At 74.3% G+C, this 22088-nt stretch carries 21 protein-coding genes; 6 read left to right on the top strand and 15 right to left on the bottom strand.

Annotation, left to right across the window (positions count from 1 at the left end):
* The first annotated feature begins 16 nt into the window (after positions 1–16).
* Together ABT118_RS28880 and ABT118_RS28875 are read left to right on the top strand one after the other, a co-directional pair.
* Positions 17–790 carry a maleylpyruvate isomerase family mycothiol-dependent enzyme gene (locus ABT118_RS28880; protein WP_350675185.1) on the top strand — a complete coding sequence of 258 codons (774 nt, stop codon included), beginning with the start codon at positions 17–19 and terminating at the stop codon, positions 788–790.
* An 86-nt stretch (positions 791–876) separates the two neighbouring features.
* Positions 877–3579, top strand: a complete 2703-nt coding sequence (locus ABT118_RS28875; protein ID WP_350675183.1) for a SpoIIE family protein phosphatase — start codon at positions 877–879, stop codon at positions 3577–3579.
* 31 nt (positions 3580–3610) lie between these two features.
* Here ABT118_RS28875 and ABT118_RS28870 read toward each other — a convergent pair whose 3' ends face one another.
* The 6 genes from ABT118_RS28870 to ABT118_RS28845 all read right to left on the bottom strand — a co-directional run bounded on the left by ABT118_RS28870 (position 3611) and on the right by ABT118_RS28845 (position 8686).
* On the bottom strand, positions 3611–5068 hold the full coding sequence (locus ABT118_RS28870; RefSeq protein WP_350675180.1) for a cytochrome P450: 1458 nt from the start codon (positions 5066–5068) through the stop codon (positions 3611–3613).
* 68 nt (positions 5069–5136) lie between these two features.
* Positions 5137–5754, bottom strand: a complete 618-nt coding sequence (locus tag ABT118_RS28865) for a GTP-binding protein (protein WP_350675178.1) — start codon at positions 5752–5754, stop codon at positions 5137–5139.
* Positions 5735–6094, bottom strand: a complete 360-nt coding sequence (locus tag ABT118_RS28860; RefSeq protein WP_350675176.1) for a DUF742 domain-containing protein — start codon at positions 6092–6094, stop codon at positions 5735–5737. The genes ABT118_RS28865 and ABT118_RS28860 overlap by 20 nt, the downstream gene beginning before the upstream one ends.
* Positions 6091–6498, bottom strand: a complete 408-nt coding sequence (locus ABT118_RS28855) for a roadblock/LC7 domain-containing protein (protein WP_350675174.1) — start codon at positions 6496–6498, stop codon at positions 6091–6093. Before ABT118_RS28855 ends, ABT118_RS28860 begins: the two co-directional genes overlap by 4 nt.
* On the bottom strand, positions 6495–8027 hold the full coding sequence (locus tag ABT118_RS28850; RefSeq protein WP_350675172.1) for a sensor histidine kinase: 1533 nt from the start codon (positions 8025–8027) through the stop codon (positions 6495–6497). Before ABT118_RS28850 ends, ABT118_RS28855 begins: the two co-directional genes overlap by 4 nt.
* 248 nt (positions 8028–8275) lie before the next feature.
* Positions 8276–8686 (bottom strand): organic hydroperoxide resistance protein, encoded by a 411-nt coding sequence (locus tag ABT118_RS28845; protein WP_350675171.1) that lies wholly within the window; start codon positions 8684–8686, stop codon positions 8276–8278.
* Between the two features lie 113 nt (positions 8687–8799).
* Between ABT118_RS28845 and ABT118_RS28840 the strand changes: the two genes are divergently transcribed.
* From ABT118_RS28840 to ABT118_RS28830, 3 genes are all read left to right on the top strand, one after another.
* Entirely contained in the window at positions 8800–9273 is a 474-nt protein-coding gene (locus tag ABT118_RS28840; protein WP_350675170.1) for a MarR family winged helix-turn-helix transcriptional regulator, read from the top strand.
* Between the two features lie 152 nt (positions 9274–9425).
* Positions 9426–10394, top strand: coding sequence for a cytochrome c oxidase assembly protein (locus ABT118_RS28835; RefSeq protein WP_350675276.1), 969 nt, complete (start codon positions 9426–9428; stop codon positions 10392–10394).
* Positions 10391–11470 (top strand): ABC transporter substrate-binding protein, encoded by a 1080-nt coding sequence (locus ABT118_RS28830; RefSeq protein ID WP_350675169.1) that lies wholly within the window; start codon positions 10391–10393, stop codon positions 11468–11470. Before ABT118_RS28835 ends, ABT118_RS28830 begins: the two co-directional genes overlap by 4 nt.
* 17 nt (positions 11471–11487) lie before the next feature.
* On the opposite strand, the gene ABT118_RS28825 is transcribed toward ABT118_RS28830, so the two are convergent.
* The 9 genes from ABT118_RS28825 to ABT118_RS28785 all read right to left on the bottom strand — a co-directional run bounded on the left by ABT118_RS28825 (position 11488) and on the right by ABT118_RS28785 (position 20388).
* On the bottom strand, positions 11488–12810 hold the full coding sequence (locus ABT118_RS28825) for a DUF2254 domain-containing protein (protein ID WP_350675168.1): 1323 nt from the start codon (positions 12808–12810) through the stop codon (positions 11488–11490).
* Positions 12811–12889: 79 nt separating this feature from the next.
* Positions 12890–13900 carry a DUF2278 family protein gene (locus tag ABT118_RS28820; RefSeq protein WP_350675167.1) on the bottom strand — a complete coding sequence of 337 codons (1011 nt, stop codon included), beginning with the start codon at positions 13898–13900 and terminating at the stop codon, positions 12890–12892.
* A 96-nt stretch (positions 13901–13996) separates the two neighbouring features.
* Complete coding sequence (locus ABT118_RS28815) at positions 13997–15808, bottom strand: protein kinase domain-containing protein (protein ID WP_350675166.1); 1812 nt, start codon at positions 15806–15808, stop codon at positions 13997–13999.
* 163 nt (positions 15809–15971) lie between these two features.
* Positions 15972–16730: an urease accessory protein UreD gene (locus tag ABT118_RS28810; protein WP_350675164.1), complete on the bottom strand. Its 759-nt coding sequence runs from the start codon at positions 16728–16730 to the stop codon at positions 15972–15974.
* On the bottom strand, positions 16727–17401 hold the full coding sequence (gene ureG / locus ABT118_RS28805; protein WP_350675162.1) for an urease accessory protein UreG: 675 nt from the start codon (positions 17399–17401) through the stop codon (positions 16727–16729). The genes ABT118_RS28810 and ureG overlap by 4 nt, the downstream gene beginning before the upstream one ends.
* Positions 17391–18047, bottom strand: a complete 657-nt coding sequence (locus tag ABT118_RS28800; protein WP_350675160.1) for an urease accessory protein UreF — start codon at positions 18045–18047, stop codon at positions 17391–17393. Before ABT118_RS28800 ends, ureG begins: the two co-directional genes overlap by 11 nt.
* A 1-nt stretch (position 18048) precedes the next feature.
* Positions 18049–19770 carry an urease subunit alpha gene (locus tag ABT118_RS28795; RefSeq protein WP_350675158.1) on the bottom strand — a complete coding sequence of 574 codons (1722 nt, stop codon included), beginning with the start codon at positions 19768–19770 and terminating at the stop codon, positions 18049–18051.
* Positions 19763–20074: an urease subunit beta gene (locus ABT118_RS28790; RefSeq protein WP_350675155.1), complete on the bottom strand. Its 312-nt coding sequence runs from the start codon at positions 20072–20074 to the stop codon at positions 19763–19765. The genes ABT118_RS28795 and ABT118_RS28790 overlap by 8 nt, the downstream gene beginning before the upstream one ends.
* 11 nt (positions 20075–20085) lie before the next feature.
* Entirely contained in the window at positions 20086–20388 is a 303-nt protein-coding gene (locus ABT118_RS28785; protein WP_350675152.1) for an urease subunit gamma, read from the bottom strand.
* Positions 20389–20750: 362 nt separating this feature from the next.
* Here ABT118_RS28785 and ABT118_RS28780 point away from each other — a divergent pair, with 362 nt between their 5' ends.
* The gene (locus ABT118_RS28780) at positions 20751–22004 is read left to right on the top strand and encodes a glycerophosphodiester phosphodiesterase (protein WP_350675150.1); all 1254 of its coding nucleotides are present in this window, start codon (positions 20751–20753) and stop codon (positions 22002–22004) included.
* Positions 22005–22088: the final 84 nt, after the last annotated feature.

Raw genomic sequence — 22088 nt, 5'->3', positions numbered from 1 at the left:
GTGATACACCACCGATGTGCATGAAATCTTGGAGTTCCCCGAGGTCCTGCGGCTGATCGAGGACCGCTCGGCCGCGTTCCGCGCCGCGATCGCGTCCGCCCCCGACCTCGACGTCCAGGTCCCGACCTGCCCGGACTGGACGCTGCGCGAACTGGCGCAGCACTTCGGCGACGGCCGCCGCCGCCAGGCCGCCATCGTCACGGCGGGCCCGGGCGCCGAGCCCCCGGCGAAGACGAGCCCGACGGGTGCGCCGACCGCGCCCCGCGACCCCGAGGCCCTCGACGCCTGGCTCGCCGAGTCGGCCGGGCTGATGCTCGACGCCCTGCGCGCGGCCGGCCCGAACCGCGGCTGCTGGACTTGGTGGGGCCGCTCGCAGGCTCCGGAGACCAGCGGGGCCGTGGCCCGGCACCAGGTCCAGGAGCTCGCCGTCCACACCTACGACGTCCAGCTCACCCGGGGTGCCGCGCAGCCGCTGCCGACGGAGATCGCCGTCGAGGGCGTCGACGAGTTCCTGACGACCGTCTCGGCGACGACCGTCCCCTGGCCGTTCAAGCCCGCGACCATCGACCTGCACTCGACCGAGGGCCGCTCCTGGCGCCTGACCCTCAACGCCGACGGCATCCGCTCCGACGCCCTCGCCGCCGACGCGGAGCCGGGTGACCTGGCCATCCGGGGCCCCGCGAGCGAACTGGTCCTCTACTGCTACGACCGCATCCCGCTCGACCGCCTGGAGACCACCGGCACCACCGAGCCGATGGACCGGCTCGCGGAGTGGGACCCGAACGAGTAGACCCGCACCCGACCGGGGCGGTGCGCGGCGGCGTTCCGGCGCACTCCTCTTGGCCAGGACGGGCCGGGAGGGGTACACCTGGGCACATGGCTCCGATTTCGGACCCGGCCGTGACCGACACCGTCCCCGCCGCCGTCCCCGAACCGAACGGGCGCCGCCGGTGGTTCGGGGCGGCCCGGGGACCGCGCAGCGTGGCGGGCCAGGTCTTCGTGCTCCAGGTCTTCGTGGTGCTGCTGCTGCTGGTCGCGATCGGCGTGGAGTCGGCGCTGCAGGCGCAGCGCGACAGCGCGAGCGAGGCCCGCAACCGCTCGCTCGCGGTGGCGGAGGCGTTCGCCAACTCGCCCGGGATCGTCGAGGCGCTCCGCTCCCCCGACCCGACCGCGCTGCTCCAGCCGAAGGCCGAGGCGACCCGGATCAAGTCGGGGGTCGACTTCGTCGTGGTGCTGAACACCGACGCGATCCGCTACACCCACCCGATGCCCGACCGGATCGGGAAGAAGTTCGTCGGCACCACGGCTCCGGCGCTGGCCGGGCAGTCGATCACCGAGGAGGTGGTCGGCACCATCGGCCCGCTGGTGCAGGCCGTGGTGCCGGTGACCGACACCGACGGGCAGGTGGTCGGCATGGTCTCGGCCGGGATCAGGACCAGCCGGGTCAGCGACAGCGCCGAGCAGCAGCTGCCGATCCTGATCGCCGGCGGCGCCGGCGCCCTCGCCCTGGCCACCGCCGGGGCCGCCCTGGTCAGCCGGCGGCTGCGGCGGCAGACCCGCGGGCTGGGCCCGGCCGAGATGACCCGGATGTACGAGCACCACGACGCGGTGCTGCACTCGGTCCGCGAGGGGGTGCTGATCATCGACCGGGACGGCCGGCTGCTGCTGGCCAACGACGAGGCCGAGCGCCTGCTGGGGCTGCCCGCCGGCGCCGAGGGCCGGCCCGTCGCCGAGCTGGGCCTCGACCGCCGGGTGGCCGAGGTGCTCGCCTCCGGGCGGCCGGTCACCGACGAGGTGCTGGCCGCCGGGGACCGGCTGCTGGCGGTCAACGTCCGGCCCACCGACCGGAACGGCGGGCCGCCCGGGCTGGTCGCGACGCTGCGTGACTCCACCGAGCTGCGCGCCCTGACCGGGAAGGCCGAGCTGGTCCGGCGCCGGCTCCAGCTGCTGTACGACGCGGGCCTGGCGGTCGGCACCACCCTGGACGTGTCCCGGACCGCCCAGGAGCTGGCCGAGGCGGCGGTCCCCGCCTTCGCGGACCACGTCACGGTGGACCTCGCCGAGCCGGTGCTCCGTGGCGAGGAGCCGGCGGCGGGGGCGCCGATGGTCCGGTCCGGGCTGAGCCCGGCCGGCACCGGCGGTCCGTTCACCCCGGTCGGCGAGAGCGTCCCGTTCCTCCCCGGGACCCCGCGCGCCCGCAGTCTGCGCAGCGGGCGCACCGTGGCCGAGGCCGATCTGACCGAGGCGGTCACGGCCTGGCTCTCGTACGACCAGCAGCGCGCCCGGCAGGTGCGCGAGCACGGTGTGCACGCGCTGCTCGCGGTACCGCTGCGGGCCCGGGGCGTGGTGCTCGGCCTCGCCACCTTCTGGCGCGCCGAGCGGCCGGACGCCTTCGACGAGGACGACATCGCGCTGGCCGAGGAGCTGGTCGCCCGCGCGGCCGTCGCCATCGACAACGCCCGCCGCTACACCCGCGAGCACGCCATGGCCGTCGCGCTCCAGCGCAGCCTGCTGCCAGGCGGGGTGCCCGTACAGGACGCGCTGGACGTGGCCTTCCGCTACCTGCCCGCGCAGGCCGGTGTCGGCGGCGACTGGTTCGACGTCATCCCGCTGCCCGGCGCCCGGGTCGCGCTGGTGGTCGGCGACGTGGTCGGGCACGGGCTGCACGCCGCGGCCACCATGGGCCGGCTGCGCACCGCCGTGCACAACTTCTCCTCGCTCGACCTGCCGCCCGACGAACTCCTCGGCCTGCTGGACGACCTGGTCAACCGGATCGACCAGGACCAGGCCGCCAACGGCGACCAGGCCCCGATCACCGGGGCCACCTGCCTGTACGCGATCTACGACCCGGTCTCCCGGCGCTGCACCGTCGCCCGGGCGGGCCACCTGCCGCCCGCCGTGGTGCTCCCGGACGGCACGGTGGACTTCCCCGACGTCCCGGCCGGACCGCCGCTGGGCCTGGTCGGGCTGCCGTTCGAGACCGCGGAGCTGGAGCTGCCCGAGGGCGCCCGGCTGGTGCTCTACACCGACGGCCTGGTCGAGGACCGCAGCCGCGACATCGACCAGGGGCTGGACCTGCTGACCACCGCGCTGGCCCACCCCGACCGCAGCCCGGAGCAGACCTGCGCGGACGTCCTTCACGCCCTGCTGCCCGCCGAGCCCGCCGACGACATCGCCCTGCTGGTCGCCCGGACCCGGGTCCTGACGGACCGCCAGGTGATGGTCCTGGAGGTGCCGGCGGACCCGGCCGCGGTGCGGGACGTCCGCGCCGACGTCGCGCGTCAGCTCACCGACTGGGGCCTGGACGACCTCGCCTTCCCCACCGAGCTGATCCTCAGCGAGCTGGTCACCAACGCCATCCGCTACGGCCGGGAGCCGATCCGGGTCCGGCTGCTGCACGACCGCTCCCTCGTCTGCGAGGTCTCGGACGGCAGCAGCACCTCGCCCCACCTGCGCTACGCCGCGACCACCGACGAGGGCGGGCGCGGGCTGTTCCTGGTCGCCCAGCTGGCCGACCGCTGGGGCACCAGGTACACCGACAGCGGGAAGGTCATCTGGGCCGAGCTGCGGCTGCCCTGACCGGCCGTCAGCGCCGGGCCGCCCGGGGTCGTCAGCGCCGGGGCCGCCCGGTCAGGATGCTCCACCAGCTGCGCCGCTGCCGGGGGAAGGCCACCGCCACCGGCGGAACGACCGACGGGACCACGGGCGGGGCCGCCGGCATGGCGGGCACCACGGTCGGCGGTGCCGGGGGCAGGGTCGCGGCCGCGGCGGGCCTGGCCCGCGGGGAGAAGCTCACCGGCAGCTCGACCAGGTGCCGGGACAGCCAGGCCGAGGTCCAGGTCAGCTCGTCCTCGGGGACGGCCAGCCGGAGGTCGGGCAGGCGGGTGAGCAGGATGTCGATGCCGGTCTCCGCGATGGCCCGGCCCATGTCCTGGCCGGGGCACTCGTGCGGGCCGCCGCCGAAGGCCAGGTGGGCGCGGTTGCCGTGGAGCGGCTCCGACAGGTCGGGGCGCACCACCGGGTCGACGTTGCCGGCCGCGAGGCCGAGCAGGAGCATGTCGCCGGCCTTGATCTGCTGGCCGCCGAGCTCGGTGTCGCCGGTGGCCCAGCGGCCCGCGACCAGCGACATCGGGGCGGAGTCCCAGAGCACCTGGTCCAGGGCGTCGGGCAGGGTCATGTGGCCGCCGGACAGGTGGGCCCGGAACCGGCGGTCGGTGAGGACCATCTTCAAGGTGTCCGCGATCAGGTTCACGGTGGTCTCGTTCGCCGCGAGCAGCACCACCCGCAGGTGCTCCAGCACCTCGTCGTCGGTGAGCCCCGCCTCGTGCTGCATCAGCCAGGACACCAGGTCGGCCCCGGGCGCCACCCGCTTGCGCTCGACCATCCGGCGCAGCGTCGCCACCACGTAGTCGTTGCTCGCGATGGCCGTCTCGGTGCCCTTCATCAGGTCCCGGGCGGCCTCGACCAGCCGGGGCCCGTACTCCTCCGGCATCCCGACCACGTGGGTCATCACCAGCATCGGCAGGTGCTCGGCGAACTGGGCCACCAGCTCGGCCCGGCCGGAGGGTCCGAAGTCCTCGATCAGCTGGTCGGCGAAGCGGGTGATGTAGCGGCGGATGCCGCGCCGGTCGAACCGGTTCAGGCCGTCGGTGACCGCCCCGCGCAGGCGCTTGTGCTCCGCTCCGTCCGCGAACACGCACAGCGGCTGCCAGGCGATCACCGGCATCAGCGGGGAGTCCGGGGTGACCCGGCCCTGCTGGAACGCCGTCCAGCGGCGGGAGTCCCGGGAGAACCGGGACGGGGTCCGCATCGCGGTGAGGTTGGCGGAGTGGCCCAGGATCAGCCAGGCCGGGAGGTCGCCGTGCAGCAGCACCGGCGCCACCTCGCCGTGCTCGGCGCGCAGCTTCTCGTACAGGGCCGCCGGGTCGGCCTCGGCCTCCGGCCCGTAGAGCCGCCGGAGGCCGCCGACGCCGAGCCCGTCGGCACCGAGCCCACCGGGGCCGAGCCCGTGGGCGGGGCAGCCGGGCGGCGGGGTGGAGCTGGCTTCGTCACGGAACGGGCTGGTCACGGGTATCTCCGGGGGGTCGGATGGCGGGCGTCGTGAGCGGTCGGTGCGAAGGAGCCGTGGCGGCGCGGTCACCGTGCGGGTGGGGCGGAGAGCTGGTGCAGGTAGCGCATCAGGGCCAGCAGGACGTCCCGGCTCGATTCGCGGGTCCGGGCGTCGCAGCTGACGATCGGCACTTCGGGGGGCAGGTCGAGGGCGGCCCGCAGGTCCTCGGTCGGGTGGGTGGGCGCCTCGGGGAAGGCGTTGACCGCGACGACGAACGGCACCCCGCTGTCCTCCAGCTGCCCGATCACGTCGAAGCTGACTTCGAGGCGGCGGGTGTCGACCAGCACGACCGCGCCCAGCGCGCCCTCGAACAGGCCGTTCCAGAGGAACCAGAACCGCTCCTGTCCGGGGGTGCCGAACACGTACAGCACCAGTTCCTCGTTGATGCTGATCCGGCCGAAGTCCATCGCCACCGTGGTGGAGGTCTTGCGCTCGACCCCCGCGGTGTCGTCGACGTCCGCCCCGGCCTGCGTCATCGTCTCCTCGGTGGTCAGCGGCCGGATCTCGCTCACGGAGCCCACCAGGGTGGTCTTGCCGACGCCGAAGCCGCCGACGATCACGACCTTGACCGCCGTGGCGGCCGAGGCCGGGAGCAGGTCCGCACGCTGGGGTCCCAGCGCCGTCTCAGAGCTTCTGAAGTCCACGTATCACCGCTTCCAACAGGGCGTGGTCGGGAAGGATCGCCTTCGGCACCGGGGCCCGGACCTCGATCCGTTTCTCGGTCAGGAGCTCCGCCAGCAGCACCGTGACCACGCTCATCGGCAGCCGCAGGTGGGCGGAGATCTCGGCCACGGACAGCGGCGAGGCGCAGACCCGCAGGATCGCCGCGTGCTCCGGCTGCATCGTGGGGGCGGGCTCCGAGCGGGCGACGATCAGGGTGACCAGGTCGAACGTGGTCCGCCCGGCCACCTCGCTGCGCCCGCGCGTGATCACGTACAGCCGCTCGGGGCTGCCCTCGTCCCAGTCCCGGTGGGCTGCGCTCATACGGCCTGCTCGGCGGTGCGTGGCGGGGTGCTGAGGTGCTCGCCGATCCGGGCCACCAGATCGCGCATCCGCTGGCCCACCAGCCCGGCGTCCACGCCCTCGTCCGCGAGCACCGCGAGGTAGGCCCGGGCGCCGGCCGCCATCAGGTAGAAGAAGCCGCCGCCGATCTCGATCACGACCAGCCGCATCCGGCCGTCGCCGTCCGGGAACTCGTGTCCCACCGCGGCGGCCAGGCTCTGCAGGCCAGCGCAGGCGGCGGCGAGGCGGTCGGCGGTGTCGGTGTCGGTGCCGTACTGGGCCATCCGCAGGCCGTCGGCGGAGAGCACGACGACGTGGCGGGCGTGCGGCACACCGTCCGCCAGCTCCTTGAGCATCCAGTCCATGTTGGTCCGTTGCTGAGTCACTGCTCGCCCTTCTCTGCCGGCTCTTCACCGGTGTGGTCGGCCGCGCCGGTGGGCGCGTTGCCGTTCACCCCCTCGTGGAACGCGGCCAGCCACATCCCGGGCTGTACCGGTGCGGGGCCGGGCGCGCGCGGGCCTGCGGGCGGGGCGGTCCGGGAGGGTGCGGCATGGCGGCGGCGCTGCGGCAGCCCGTTCGGGGGCTGCTCACCCGCCGCCGGATCCGGGCCGGCCGCCGAGGGCCGGAGCTGCTGCTCCGGGGCGGGCAGCGGGACCGTCGTGGACCCCCACGGCCGCACTCCGCCCTCGGACCGGGAGAGCTCGGCCGAGGCCGGCCGGAGGCCGGCGCCGATGCCGATGGTGCGGACCCGGCCGCCGACGGGCGCCGTGGTGATCAGGTCCTGCGGGACGATCAGCACCGCGCGCACGCCGCCGTACGCGGACGGGCGCAGCGACACCTGGAAGCCGTACGCCTGGGCCAGCCGCCCCACCACCGCCAGACCGAGCCGCGGCGTCTCGCCGAGGTCGTTGAGGTCGATGCCCTCCTCCGCCTCCTCGAGCATCCGCTCCGCCCGGGCCCGGCCCTCCTCGCTCAGGCTGAGGCCGCCGTCCTCGATCTCGATCGCGATACCGGTCTGCACCTCGACCGCGGTCAGGTGCACGTCGGTGTGCGGCGGCGAGTACCGGGTGGCGTTGTCCAGCAGCTCCGCCAGCGCGTGCACCAGCGGCTCCACCGCGGTGCCGACGACCGCCACCTCGGAGACCGGGTGCAGCTCCACCCGCCGGTAGTCCAGGATTCGCGAGATGCCCCCGCGCAGCACGCTGTACAGCGGGACCGCCCGGCTCCACTGGCGGCCCGGCCGGGCGCCGCCGAGCACCGCGATCGAGTCGGCCAGCCGGCCCACCAGCGCGTTGCCGTGGTCGAGTCGGAGCAGGTCGTCGAAGACGGCCGGGTCGGTGCCGTGCCGGTCCTCCATCTCGCGCAGGTCCTGCGCCTGGCGGTGCACGATCGCCTGCACCCGGCGGGCGATGTTCACGAACGCCCGCTGGGCCGACTCGCGCAGCCCCTCCTCGCGGTCGACCGCCTCCAGCACGGTCCGCAGCACCGCCTGCCAGGCGGCCTGGAACTCCGGGCCGACGGTGGGGTCCTGGGCCTCGTACTCCTTCAGCACGTCCGCGGTGAACTCGCCGCGCTGGAGCCGGGCGACCAGCCCGGGCAGGGTGACCCGGGCCAGCCGGACCGTCTCGGCCTCCTGCCGGGCCAGCCGGTGCCGCAGCTCGCCCTCCTGTCGGGCGTACCGCTCGCGCAGGGCCTCCAGCGTCCGGCCCCGACGGGCCGCCTCGGCGGCCGCGACGGCCACGGCCGCCGTGCCCACCACGCCCACGACCCCGCACCAGACGACTCCCGCGCGGTCGCCGGTCGCGGCCACCGATCCGGCGGCGACCGCGGCGGCCGCCATCACCGCCGTGGGCAGGAGCCACAGGAGAACGGACGCGGAGCGCCAACCTCCGGGTGACGATCCAGCACGAAGCATCGGCATCCTCTGAGCGGTCGAAGGGACAGGGACGGGTTCGGCTCCACCTGAGCGGTGGAGCGCACCAGCCTTTCGCTCCGCGGGGCCCGTGGTGCCGACTTCGGGGCGGGTTCGCCCGTGCGGGGGATCCCCCCGGAAGACCGGCACCCGGCCGGAGTGGTTCGTGCTAGGGGCACATGCCTGCAGCCCCGGACCAGTGCGGTCCGGGGCTGCAGGGGCGTGCGGGGTCTGCGGGACATACGGGGTGGTTACTCGACCACGAGCTCGACCGGGATGTTGCCACGAGTGGCCTTGGAGTAGGGGCAGACCTCGTGGGCCTGCTTGACCAGCAGCAGGCCCGTCTCGCCCGCGAGGGCGTCGGGGAGCTCGACCCGGAGCACCACGGAGAGGCCGAAGCCGGTCTCGTCCTTGCCGATCGAGACCTCGGCGGCGACCGAGATCTCGCCGGTTTCGACCCGGGCCTGGCGGCCGACCAGGCCGAGGGCGCTGGCGAAGCAGGCGGCGTAGCCGGCGGCGAAGAGCTGCTCCGGGTTGGTGCCCTGGCCGTTGCCGCCGAGCGCCGGCGGCATCGCCAGCGCGAGGTCCAGCTGACCGTCGGAGCTGACGGTGCGGCCCTCGCGGCCGTTGGCGGTGGCGACAGCGGTGTACAGCGCGTCCATGGTGACCGGTCCCTTCGTTGGTCGGCGGCCGTTGTCCGGCCTGCCCTCTGCCGCTAAGCATTGCACGCAATTCAGTTGTGCACAACTGAGCTGCCCGCAGCTATTCTGGAGGCATGAGCCAGCCGACCGACCTCTCGCAGGTGCCCGACACCGAGCTGCTCCGGCTCGACCGCCAGATCTGCTTCTCGCTGCACGCCGCCTCGCGCGCGTTCGGCGGCGTCTACCGCACCCTGCTCAAGGACCTCGGCCTCACCTACCCGCAGTACCTGGTGATGCTGGTGCTGTGGGAGCACGGCGAGCTGCCGGTCAAGCAGATCGGCGCGCACCTGCGGCTGGACTCCGGCACCCTCTCCCCGCTGCTCAAGCGCCTGGAGGCGGCGGGGTACGTGCACCGGGCCCGCAGCACCGAGGACGAACGCTCCGTCACCATCCGCCTCACCGAAGCCGGTACGGCCCTGCGCGAGCAGGCCGGCTGCGTCCCGCGCCGGATCGTCGAGGCCAGCGGGCTCTCGCTGGCCGAGGCCACCGCGCTGCAGGCCCTGCTGCACAAGGTCACCGGATCGCTCGACCTCGCCGCCGAGGACTGAGCCACGCCGGACCCCGGTGCCCGGCCCGGGATAAACGGCGCCTAGGCTGACCCCCGAAGCAAAACGGACGAACCGGACCGCCAGTACGGCCCGGTCCGGCCGGAACGGACGAGGGAAAGCAGGACCCGCCGATGGGCGACGGCACGACCGGGATGCACCACCACGGCGGGATGGAGCCGCTCGGCCCCTTCACCGCCGACAGTGCTCTGACCTGGTCCCCCGACTGGCCGTTCCTGCTCGGCGTGCTGGTCGCGCTCGGCCTGTACGGCGCGGGCGTGGTCCGGCTGGTCCGACGCGGCGACCGCTGGCCGGTCGGCCGCAGCATCGCCTGGCTGGCCGGTCTCGGCACCGTCCTGCTGGTGACCTGCACCGGGCTGAACGACTACGGCATGGTGCTGTTCAGCGCGCACATGATCCAGCACATGGTGCTCTCCATGCTCTCCCCCATCCTGCTGCTGCTCGGCGCGCCGATCACGCTCGCCCTGCGCGCGCTCCGCCCGGTCCGCAAGGGCAGCGGCAAGGGGCCGCGCGAGCTGCTGGTGGCCCTGCTGCACAGCCGGTACGTGCGGATCGTCTCGCACCCGGCCTTCACCATCCCGCTCTTCATCGCGAGCCTGTACGCGCTCTACTTCACCCCGCTGTTCGACTTCCTGATGGGGTACCGGGTCGGGCACATCGGGATGATGGTGCACTTCCTCGCGGTCGGCCTGCTGTTCTTCTGGCCGATCATGGGCGTGGACCCGGGGCCGCACCGGCCGGGTTTCGTGATGCGGATCATCGAGCTGTTCATGGGGATGCCGTTCCACGCCTTCTTCGGCGTGGCGGTGATGATGGCGACCAGCCCGCTGGTGACCACCTTCAGCACCGCGACCGCCCCGCCCGGCACCGACCTGATCAACGATCAGAAGCTCGCGGGTGGCATCACCTGGGCGTTCGGCGAGATCCCGACCGCGATCGTGCTGATCGCGCTGACCCTCCAGTGGGCCAAGTCCGAGGAGCGCCAGGCCCGCCGCCGGGACCGCGCCGCCGACCGGGACGGCGACGCCGAGCTGGTCGCGTACAACGCCTACCTGGCCTCGCTCGACCAGCGCGGCACCCGGGCCGGCGAGGCGGGCGCATGACCGCCGCGCCGTCCGTCCGGATCGGCGTGCTCGTCCCGCTGACCAGGCCCGGCTGGGTCGAGGCGGGCCGGCACCTGCTGGCCGGTCTCGAACTGGCCGCGCACGAGGTCAACCAGGCCGGCGGGATCGCCGGCCGGCCGCTCGAACTGCTGGTCCGCGACACCGCCGCCGACCCCGGGCGGGCCGCGGCGGCCGTGGACGAACTGGCCGCGCTCGGCGTGGCCGCCCTGGCCGGGGAGTACCACAGCGTGGTCGCCCGGGCGGCCGCCGCCCGGGCCGACGCCCTCGGCCTGCCGTTCCTCTGCTCCTCGGCGGTGCTCGACGCGCTCACCGAGGAGCCGACCGAGTGGGTCGCGCGGCTCGCCCCGGCGCAGTCCCGCGGCTGGCGGGTCTACGCGGACTTCCTGCTCGGCGCGGGCCACCGCCGGATCGCCGTGGCGGCCCAGCCGAGCGTCTACTGGGCGGCCGGGACCGGCATCCTGCGGGACCACCTCGCCCCGCGCGGCGGCACCCTGATCGAGCTCGACGCCGCGGCGCTCACCCCGGCGGACCTGGTCGAGGAGCTCGCCGCCCAGCACGCGACCGCCCTGCTGCTGCTGGTCGGGCTGCCCGAGCCGGCCGTGCCGATCGTCCGGGCCGTCCGCCGCGACCCCCGCCTCGCCGAGCTGCTGATCGGCGCTCCGGCCGGGCAGCCCGAGTTCGCCGAATGGGCGTCCCTGCTGGGCGGCGACGGCGCCGCGGTCCCGTTCCTGCGCTACCTGCCCGAGCACCTCGGCCCGCTCGGCACCCGGGTCGGGACGGCGCTGCGCGAGCGGTTGGGCGAGGCCCCGTCCTTCGTCGCCTTCGAGGGGTACGACACCGTCGCCGTGCTGGCCGCGCTGCTGCGGACGCACGGCGCGGACCGGGCCCGCACCGCCGAGGGCTGGTCCGAGGTCGCCGTCGACGGCACCCGGGGCCCGATCCGGTTCTCCCGGGTGCCGGGCATCGGCGTCCGGCAGTGGGCCTGGGCGCCGGTCCAGGTCGCCGACCGCGATCCGGCCCGACCGGACCGGTTCCGGGTCCTGCACACGGGCTGAGCCCGGACCGACCCGGGTCAGCCGATGCCCTGCCGGTCCGGGGCCAGCGCGAAGGCGCGGTTGTCCGGGTCCGGCACCTGCTCGGCCACCGCCCGCTCCAGCAGGGCCCGTTGGCCCAGCAGCGGCGGTCGGCGGTCGTCCGGGGTGATCCGCAGCAGGTCGTCCAGCGCGGCCGCGAGCCGCCGGGTGACCTGGGGCTGGCCCGCGCCGCAGATCCGGATCTCGGTGAAGGCCAGGTCGATGGTGCACTGCCAGTCCGGGATCGGCTGGACCAGCCTGACCCGGCCGTCCCGGTCCCGGTAGCGCAGCTCGCCGAACGGGTAGCCCGCCAGCATGGCCAGCAGCTGGTGGATCCGGTCGATCGCCTGCACCGCCGTGGTCGGGTCGTTGACGGCCGGCGAGAGCGCCCGGATCGCGATGTCCACCAACTGCCGGAAGCCGAAGCTCAGGTCCTGGTGCATGGTGCGGTCCACGCCGATGTTCAGCGCCGAGGTGATCCGGTGCGGCCGGGGCGGGGTGCCGCCCGCGACCAGCACGGTCGGGGTGCCGGGGGCGATGAAGTCGCCGATCCGGGGCACCAGGTGGAACACCGCGTCGTGCCGCCGGGCGACCCGGACCAGCCGGGCCAGGTTGACGTCCCGCAGCACGCCGGAGCTGCCCTGGTGCAGCAGCGTCACGCTGTCCTCGGGCGGGTCCAGCCGGGGGCCCGCCTCCGGCGCCATCCAGCGGTAGGTGGTGAGCACGCCCACCGACTCCCGGGTCACCCGGTCGATCACGTGCGGCACCCGCAGCAGGCGCTGGGTGGACTGCACGTACAGCACGAACAGCCCCAGGCTGAGCAGCACCAGCAGGACGGCCACCACGGTGGACACCACCGGGACCGAGACCACCTTGGTCGGGTCGGTGGTGTCGTCGTAGCCGAGCTGCACCAGCAGGGTGAACAGGAAGGTGGCCAGGCAGGTCGAGAAGGTGGCCTTGGTGATCCGGCTCCGGACGTACAGCCGCAGCACCCGGGGGCTCATCTGACTGGCCGCCATCTGCAGGGCCACCAGCGAGATCGAGAAGACCACACCGATGAAGGTCAGCATCGCCGAGCTGACCGTGGAGACCACCGCCTTGGCCCCGCTGGCGGAGGACATCAGATCGGCGGCGGTGCCGGTCTCGGCGATCGTCTCGTGCACCAGCGCCTCGTCCAGCCAGCTGGTGCCGCCGGCCAGCAGCACCGCTCCGACGCAGGCCAGCAGCGGGGCGAACCAGAACGAGTCCCGCAGGTGCTCGCGCAGCGGCGAGAGCGGGCGGTGGCGCAGGCGCCTCGGTGCCGGCGGCTGACGGTCGGTCATCCCGTCAGGTTAGAAGGCGGGGCGGGCCCGGTCGGCGTGGTGCTGCGCCGACCGGGTGACCGACCGGGGTGACCGACCGTCAGAAGGTGATCGTCCGGCCCTCGGCGGCGGCCTCGCGGGCGGTGTACGCGACGCCGTGCACCTTCAGGCCGGCCGGGTCGAGCAGGGTGATCGCCCCGCCGTGGTTGCCGAGCTCGAACGCCCCGTGGCCCCGCACGGTCAACACCGCGCCCGGGGCGAGCGGACCGGCCGGGAGCGCGAGCCGGTGCTTGGCCCGGTCGGCCAGCTGCCAGCCCGTCAGGTCGACGGCGGCGGCCGAGGCGTTGAGCAGGGTGACGGTCTCCTGCTCCGGGGCCGGGCCGACCGGGTTGACCAGGGCCGCGACGATCCGCAGGGCCGCGTCGTGGTGGTCGGTCGGGCGGTCCGGTGCGGTCGGCAGGGTGTGGCCGGTGGCGTCGTCGGTGTGCCAGCCCTGCGACTGGAACGCGAGGAAGACCGCCACCCACCGGTCCTCGGCCGGCAGGTGGATGATCAGCCCGCCGTCCTGGTACACGCCGTCGTCCTTGCGGAACCGGCCGCTGTTGCCCTGGTTCATGTGCAGGTCGTGCACGCCGTTGCCGGGCAGGAAGCCGAACACCTTGTCCGGGACCTTCGCCTCGGGGCCGAAGCGCTCGCCGATCAGGTAGACCGCCGCGTCCGGATCGGCGATCGCCCGCTGGACGTGGTGGTCCAGCAGGTCGGCCAGGTCGTTGTCGACCCCGGGCAGGTCCGGCGGCAGGATGCGCAGCTTCGCCGGGTCGAACAGGTTGCCCCGGATGAAGTCCAGCGCGGCCGTGCCCGGCGCGGACGCCAGCCTGGTCCACCCGCTGCCGGCCTTGGGCAGCAGGCCGGTCAGCGGGTGCCGGAAGTCGTCCACCACCACGTACAGCAGCTCCGAAGGAGCCTCCTGCGACTGGACGTTGACGGCGGCCCGGTAGTCGGTGCCGTGCGCGTCGCGCAGGTGGATCTGGTAGTGCGGGGTGTCGGTGGCGCCCTCGCGGCGGCGGTCGACGGCGGTGGCGGCGAGCACGCCGTAGTTCTTCAGGGGCATCGGTGGCATCCTTCGGCCGGGTTCGGGTTCCCCACCGTTATGCCGTATCCGACCTGCCGCCGTCCGGGAATCCGCCCGTTGTTCACCCCGCTCGGGTCAGCCGGCCTTGGGGACCCGCCACTCCTGGTACTTGTTGCCGGGGGTGCAGGTCTGCATGGTGGCGGCCCGGCCCGATCCGTTGTCGGTCAGGCAGGTGGCGCCCTGGATGTCCCGGAGGGTCTGCGCCCCCGCGGTGGAGGCGCTGCCCACGGTCCACTGGGTCGAGATCTCGAAGTCGCCCGCGAGTTCGACCGCGCCGTCGGCCATCATCTTCTGCACCAGCGCGGGCTTGCTCAGGCTGCACGGGTGGAACTGGTACCAGCCGCCCGGGTCCGCCGCGGAGCGCGCCCAGCCGTAGCCGGTGTACCCGCCCGTCACCGGCTTGGTGCCGGCGGCCAGGCTCTGGCCGGCCAGGCCCAGCTTCAGTCCGGAGGCGACCCCGGTGATGTAGCCCCAGCCGCTCCCGCCGCAGCCGGCCGGCACCGCGGGCGGCGGAGTGGTGGGGGCCGCAGTGGTCCGGGTCGGTGCCGGGTTGGTGGCGCCACCGCCGCCGGGTGTGCCGCCGCCCGGGGTGCCGCCGGAACCGTTGTTGGTGCTGCCGCCGCCGTTGTTGGTGCTGCCCGTGCCGGTGCCGCCTGCGGCCGCGCCGCCGCCGGGGTTGGGTACGGTGCCGCCGGGCTGGGCACCGGTCGCGGTGCCCGGCTGGGCGTTCGGGTCGGTCACCGGTGCGCCGGGCGCGGGGGACGTCCCGTCGGCGGCGGGCGACGCGGCGGGGGCCGAGCCGGCCCCAGCGGCCGAGGGCGAACCGGGGTTCGGGCTGCCGGAGACCGAGGTCTTCGGCTGGCCACCGGCCGCGTTGGCGTCGCCCTGCTGCGGGTGCCAGTCGACCAGGTACGCCCCGCCGGCGCCCACCGTGATCACGATCGGAATGATCAGCGGGACCATGAACCGGGACCGGCGCGAACGCCGCTCCTGCACCACCGTCGGGGCGCTGCTCGCCGCCGCTCCGGCCACCACCGTGACCGGGGTGGCCAGCAGGGCGGGCGAGGGCACCACGGTGGCGGGGACCGTCGCCGGGCCGCCGGCGATCGCGGCCCGGGCGGCGGCGGCCATCGCGGCGGCGTCCGGGTAGCGCTCCCCGGGCTGCTTGGCCAGCGCGGTCGCGACGAACTGGCGGACCGCCGGGGGGAAGGCGGGCGGGAGGCCGGGCGCGGGCTCCCGGACGTGCTTGAGCACGATCTCGAACACCGACTCGCCGCCGAACGGCACCTCGCCGGTGAGCAGTTCGTAGCAGACCACCCCGATCGCGTAGAGGTCGGAAAGCGGGGTGACGGCCCCGCCCTCGGCCTGCTCGGGGGCCATGTACAGGGCGGTGCCGAGCACCGCGTGCGAGGCGGTGAGCTTGGTGCTGGCGGCGGCCTGGGCGATCCCGAAGTCGGTCACCGTCACCCGGTCGCCGTCCCGGACCATCAGGTTGGACGGCTTGATGTCGCGGTGCACGATGTCCTGCTGGTGCGCGGCGTGCAGGGCGTCCAGCGCCCCGGCCAGCAGCGCGAGCGCCCGGCCTGGCGGTATCGGGCCGCCGTCGGCGAGGACCTGGTGCAGGGGCTGACCGTCGATCAGCTCCATCACGATGTAGGCGCCCTGGTCGTCGGAGCCCTCGGCGCTCTCGCCGTAGTCGTGCACGTCGACGATCCCCGGGTGGCTGAGGGCGGCGAGGATCCTGGCCTCGCGGCGGAACCGCTCGGCGAACTGCTCGTCCTCCAGCAGCGCCGCGTGCAGCACCTTGACCGCGACCTGACGGCCCAGCACCTGGTCGTCGGCGCGCCAGACGTCGCCCATGCCCCCGCCGCCGATCCGTTCGGTCAACGTGTAGCGCCCACCCAGAACGGTCCCCCGACCCCACATGCCCTGACTCCCTTGTCATGCCCGGACCCAAAAGATCGCCGGTCGGGCACAGTCTGCCAGAGCCCCCAGGGCCGTCCAGCCCCCGGGTCCGGACGTTACGCCCCTGGTGCAAGGACGGTACGTATCAAGAGCCTTGACGCCCCGCCAGCGCCCTGCGCAGCTGCAGTCCGTCCGGCGCCAGCGCGGTGAGCAGTGCGGCCCCGTGCCCCGGCAGCGCCATCAGGGCCGCGTCGCCCGCCGCCGGGGCCGTGGGCGCGGGGAGCCCCACGGTGAGCAGCTGGCCGACCGCGCGGTGTCCGCCCAGGCAGGCGGGGCCGTCCCAGCCGGGGGCGCCGGGGCCGAGGTCGGTCTGCTGGTCGAGGATCACTTGCCCCGCCTGACGTACGGTCAGGCGGGAGGTCAGCCGGCCGGGGCCGCCGCCCCTGGTCCAGTCGTGCAGCCGCCCGAGCACCTGCTCCTCGCGGTAGCGGAGCCGGGCGCCGGCGGCCAGCTCGATCCGGGTGCGCAGGACCAGGTGGCTCCCGGCGGCGGCGATCACCGGCTCGGGGCTCCAGTCCAGCTCGGCGTCGGCGCCGACGGTCAACTCCTGTTCGTAGTGCGCCGGTCCGGGCCCGGGCAGGCTGACGGTGGCGGCCGCGCTGGTGAGCCGGAGCACGGCGCCCGGCCGGAGCTCGACCCGCACGGCCAGCCGGTCGCCGCCGAGCGGGGCCGCCATCGAACCGATCAGCACCACGTGCGCGCCGGGCCCCTCCCCCAGGGTGCGGCGCAGCGCGAACGGGCCGCCGCCGGCCAGCACCGGCAGGGCGGTGCCGCCCCGCCCGTCCGGTTCGGCGAGCACCCGGGCGGCCGCCGTGAGCGCGGCGGTCCCCGGGACGGCGGTCAACGCGGCTGCCAGGCGGCCAGCTTCTCCCGGACCCAGGCCACCACGGGGGCGATGCCGTCGGGGCTGGAGAGGGCGGTGAAGACCGTGGGCAGGTCACCGCGCTGGGCCTTGGCGTCCCGGGCCATCACGCCGAGGTCGGCGCCGACCAGCGGGGCCAGGTCGGTCTTGTTGATCACCAGCAGATCGGAGCCCGAGACCCCGGGGCCGCCCTTGCGCGGGACCTTGTCGCCGCCGGAGACGTCGATGACGAAGATCTGGTGGTCCACCAGGCCCCGGCTGAAGGTCGCGGTCAGGTTGTCGCCGCCCGACTCGACCAGCACCAGGTCGAGCGGGCCGACCGCCGCCTCCAGCTCCTCCACCGCCTCCAGGTTGGCGGAGATGTCGTCCCGGATCGCGGTGTGCGGGCAGCAGCCGGTCTCCACGGCGGTGATCCGCTCGGGCGGCAGCACGGCGTTGCGGAGCAGGAACTCGGCGTCCTCGGTGGTGTAGATGTCGTTGGTGACCACCGCGAGCGAGAACTCCTCCCGGAGCACCCGGCAGAGCGCGGCGACGGTGGCGGTCTTGCCGGAGCCGACCGGCCCGCCGAGGCCGATCCGCAGGGCCCGGACGGGAGTTGCGGTGTAGGAGTGCGCTACGGAGGCGTCGTAGGGGTCGACGTGGTCACGATGCAAAGAGTCGTACCTTCCAGGAGCCGTGCTGCTCGGCGTAGACGTCGAGCAGGGGTGCGGAGGCGGCGGGCAGCTCGCCGGCCCGGGCGGCCTCGACCGCCTGCGCGGCGACGGCGTCCAACGCGGGGGCGAGCCGGGCGAGTTGGGCGGTGACCTGGTACGGGTCCAGCCCGAGCAGGCGGACGCAGGCGGTGGCCGGGCCGTTGACGCTCTCGTACGCGGCCACCGCCGCCGCGTCGGCCGGGGTGAGGCCGGCCGCGTGGGCGGTGGCGCCGAGCACCACGGGCTGGTGGGCGCCGCCCGGGTGACGGGCTTTCAGGCCGTCCAGCACGGGGTGCGGCCAGGTGGCCCGGGCGGCCCGGAGCAGCTGCCGGCCGAGGCGCCGGCTGGCGGCGCGCTGGGCGGGCGACGGCGTCCGGGCCTCGGCCGCCAGGTCCACCGCGTCCAGCCCGTCGGGGGCCAGCGCGGCGGCCGCGGCCAGTGCGGCGGTGGTCAGGCCGGTGGTGTGCAGGCGGCCGGTCAGGAAGGCCGCCATCGACAGGTGGTCGTGCACCCGGCCGGACTTCACCGCCGCCTCGGCCCCGCCGGAGTGCGCGTGGCCGCCGGCCGGGAACCGGCCGTCGGCGAGCAGGAGCAGTGCTGCCGACATGTCAGAACAGGAAGTACCGCTGGGCCAGCGGCAGTTCGGCGGCCGGAGCCGGGGTGATGGTCTCGCCGTCGACGGTGACGGTGAAGGTGTCCGGGTCGACCCTGACCTCGGGCCTGGCGGTGTTGTTGACCAGGTGGTCCTTGGTGACGCCCCGGGTGTTGCCGATGGCGGTGAACGGCTTGGCCAGGCCGAGCCGTTCGGGCAGGCCGTGCTCGATCGCCGCCGGGGAGGTGAAGTTGAGCGAGTTGGCGGCCGGGGCCCGGCCCCGGGCGCCGAACATCGGCCGGGGCAGCACGGGTTGCGGGGTCGGGATGGAGGCGTTGGCGTCGCCCATCTGGGCCCAGGCGATCTGGCCGCCCTTGATCACCAGGTCGGGCTTGACCCCGAAGAAGGCCGGGCTCCAGAGCACCAGGTCGGCCAGCTTGCCGGGCTCGACCGAGCCGATCTCGTGGTCCAGGCCCTGGGCGATCGCGGGGTTGACGGTGTACTTCGCCACGTACCGGCGGGCCCGGTGGTTGTCGGCCCTCCCGTCGCCGGGCAGTGCGCCCCGGCGGGCCTTCATCACGTGCGCGGTCTGCCAGGTGCGCAGCACCACCTCGCCGATCCGGCCCATCGCCTGGGAGTCGGAGCTGATGATGGAGATCGCGCCGAGGTCGTGCAGGACGTCCTCGGCCGCGATGGTGGAGGGGCGGATCCTGGACTCGGCGAAGGCCAGGTCCTCGGGCACGTGCGGGCTCAGGTGGTGGCAGACCATCAGCATGTCGAGGTGCTCGTCCACCGTGTTCACGGTGTGCGGCCTGGTCGGGTTGGTGGAGCTGGGCAGCACGTTCAGCTCCGAGACCACGGTGATGATGTCGGGCGCGTGCCCGCCGCCCGCACCCTCGGTGTGGTACGCGTGGATGCCCCGCCCGGCGATCGCGGCCAGCGTGTCGGCGACGAACCCGGCCTCGTTCAGGGTGTCGGTGTGGATGGCGAGTTGGGCGCCGGACTCCTCGCAGACCCGCAGGCAGGCGTCGATCGCGGCGGGGGTGGCGCCCCAGTCCTCGTGGATCTTGAAGCCGAGCGCTCCGGCCCGCAGCTGGTCGTGCATGGAGACGGTGTTGACGGTGTTGCCCTTGCCGAGCAGCCCGAGGTTGAGCGGCACACCGTCCATCGCCTCGAACATCCGGGCCAGGTGCCAGGCGCCCGGAGTGATCGTGGTCGCCTTGCTCCCCTCGGCGGGGCCGGTGCCGCCGCCGACCAGGGTGGTGATGCCCGAGGCGAGCGCCTCGTCGGCGAGTTGGGGGCAGATCAGGTGCACGTGGGCGTCGATCGCGCCCGCCGTGAGGATCTTCCCGTTGCCCGAGATCACTTCGGTCTCCGGGCCGATCACCAGCTCCGGGTGGACACCGTGCATGGTCTCCGGGTTGCCGGCCTTGCCGAGTGCGGTGATCCGGCCGTCCCTGATGCCGATGTCGGCCTTGACCACGCCCCAGTGGTCCAGCACCACGGCGCCGGTGATCACGGTGTCCGGCGCGCCCTCGGCCCGGCTGGTCCTGGCCTGGCCCATCGACTCGCGGATAACCTTGCCGCCGCCGAACACCGCCTCGTCCCCGCCGCCGCTGCGGTCCTCCTCGACCTCGATCAGCAGGTTGGTGTCGGCCAGCCTGATCCGGTCGCCGACCGTCGGGCCGTACAGCGCGGCGTACCGCTGCCGGCTCAGACTCAGTGCGTACTCAGGCATCCAGCCCTCCCCCGGTCTCGCCGCGCAGGCCGTGCACCTCGCGGCGGCCGCCGATCGGCACCAGCTGCAGCTCGACCGGGATGCCCGGCTCGAACCGCACGGCCGTCCCGGCCGGGATGTTCAGGCGCAGCCCGTACGCCGCCCGGCGGTCGAACTCCAGGCCCGGGTTGGCCTCGGCGAAGTGGTAGTGCGAGCCGACCTGGACCGGTCGGTCCGCGCCGTTCACGGCGGTCAGCACGGTGACCGGCAGACCGGCGTTGAGGCCGATCTCGCCCTCCCCGTACAGGACTTCGCCCGGTGTCACCCCTTCGGCCGTCACTGGATCGGCCCGTGCACGGTGACCAGCTTGGTGCCGTCCGGGAAGGTGGCCTCGACCTGGACGTCCGGGATCATCTCGGCGATGCCCGTCATCACGTCCTTGCGGCCGAGCACCTCACGGCCGGAGGCCATCAGCTCGGCCACGGTACGGCCGTCGCGGGCGCCCTCCAGGACGTGCGAGGTGATCAGGGCGACCGCCTCGGGGTGGTTCAGCAGCAGGCCGCGGGCCTGCCGGGAGCGGGCCACGTCGGCGGCGACGTGGATGAGCAGGCGCTCCTGCTCATGGGGGGTGAGCCTCATCTGCGCGCACCTCGGTGGGAGTTCGGCCGGTGCGGACACAACACTGTGCCACGGGTGGGTTTTTGCGGGGGCGATCGCGCTCCGTTCAGCACACCGTAGCGGACTGGCCGAGCACGCACCATGCCCAGGCCAGAGCGGTGCCCGCGTGGTTTTGCCGTCGTTTTTACGACTGTTTACAACCCGATTTCCGGGGCGTTTCGTCGCCTTGGGATCCGCTGAATACCCCACCCCACACCCCACCCCGGAAATTCCTGGAGGTCGTCCGAGCTTTGTCCAAGATTCGACGCCCGGTCATCGCCAGGATCCCGCTCGGCTCCTACCGTACGGACGGGTAATCACACCGCGCCGAGCCGGGAGACGACATGACGGAGCATCACACCCCTGAGGGCACCGACGCCTCGCGCCGCTGGTTCCTGCGGACCAGCGGCGCGCTCGGGCTCGGGGCCGCCGCGCTGAGCACCGCGGGCGCCGGGGAGGCCTTCGCCGACACCGAGGGCCGGGCCGACGGCCGCGCCGACACCGAGGGCCCGACGGAGCGTCAGGGCGCCGGCACCCGCCCGCCGGTGCGCACCGGCACCGGCCTGGACCGGCTGCCGCACCCGCTGGTGGTCGGCCACCGGGGCGCCAGCGGCTACCGCCCCGAGCACACCCTCGGCTCGTACCAGCACGCGCTGGACCTCGGCGCCGACGTGATCGAGCAGGACCTGGTGCCGACCAAGGACGGCGTGCTGGTGGTCCGGCACGAGAACGAGATCGGCGGCACCACCGACGTCGCCGACCACCAGGAGTTCGCCGGCCGCAAGACCACCAAGACCATCGACGGCAGGGCGGTCACCGGCTGGTTCACCGAGGACTTCACCCTGGCCGAGCTGCGCACCCTGCGGGCGAAGGAGCGCCTGCCGCTCCAGCGCCAGCACAACACCCTGTACGACGGCCGCTGGGCGGTGCCCACCTTCGGCGACGTGGTCGAGTTCGCCCGGCAGCGGACCCGCTCCACCGGCCGCGAGGTCTGGCTGTACGTCGAGACCAAGCACCCCAGCTACTTCCGCTCGATCGGCCTGCCGCTGGAGGAGCGCCTGGCCACCGAGCTGCGCCGGGCCGGGCTGGCCGGGCGCAACGGCCGGGCCATCCTGCAGTCCTTCGAACCGAGCAGCCTCCAGCGCCTCGCCAAGCTGGTCGACAACCCCCGGATCCAGCTGCTCGGCGACCGGGGCACCCAGCCCTACGACTTCGTCCTCGCGGGCGACAAGCGCACCGTCGCCGACCTGGTCACCCCGGACGGCCTGCGCTGGATCGCCGGCTTCGCCCACGGCCTCGGCCCCACCACCAACCTGATCGCCCCGGTCGACCCGGCCACCGGCAAGCTCCTGCCGGTCACCACCCTGGTCGCCGACGCCCACGCCAAGGGCCTGCTGCTGCACCCGTACACGCTGCGGAACGAGAACGCCTTCCTGCCCGTCGACTTCCGCCGCGGCACCGACCCCAACGCCTTCGGCGACTCCATCGCCTGGGCCCGCTTCCTGCTGGACCAGGGCGTGGACGGCTTCTTCACCGACCAGGCCGACACCTCCGTGCTGGCCCGGGCCGACTTCTGGTCCGCCCACCACGCGGGCTGACCCACCGACAGGTGCCCGGCCGCCCGCCCGCGCGGTCAACGGCACCTCGACCGCATCCGACTCCACCACCCGCTGCCACGGCAC

The organism is Kitasatospora sp. NPDC002040 (genome assembly GCF_040296785.1).
Taxonomy (GTDB): Bacteria; Actinomycetota; Actinomycetes; order Streptomycetales; family Streptomycetaceae; genus Kitasatospora.
Note: the sequence above shows the minus strand (reverse complement) of the source record. Positions and strands in the feature narration are given on the sequence as shown.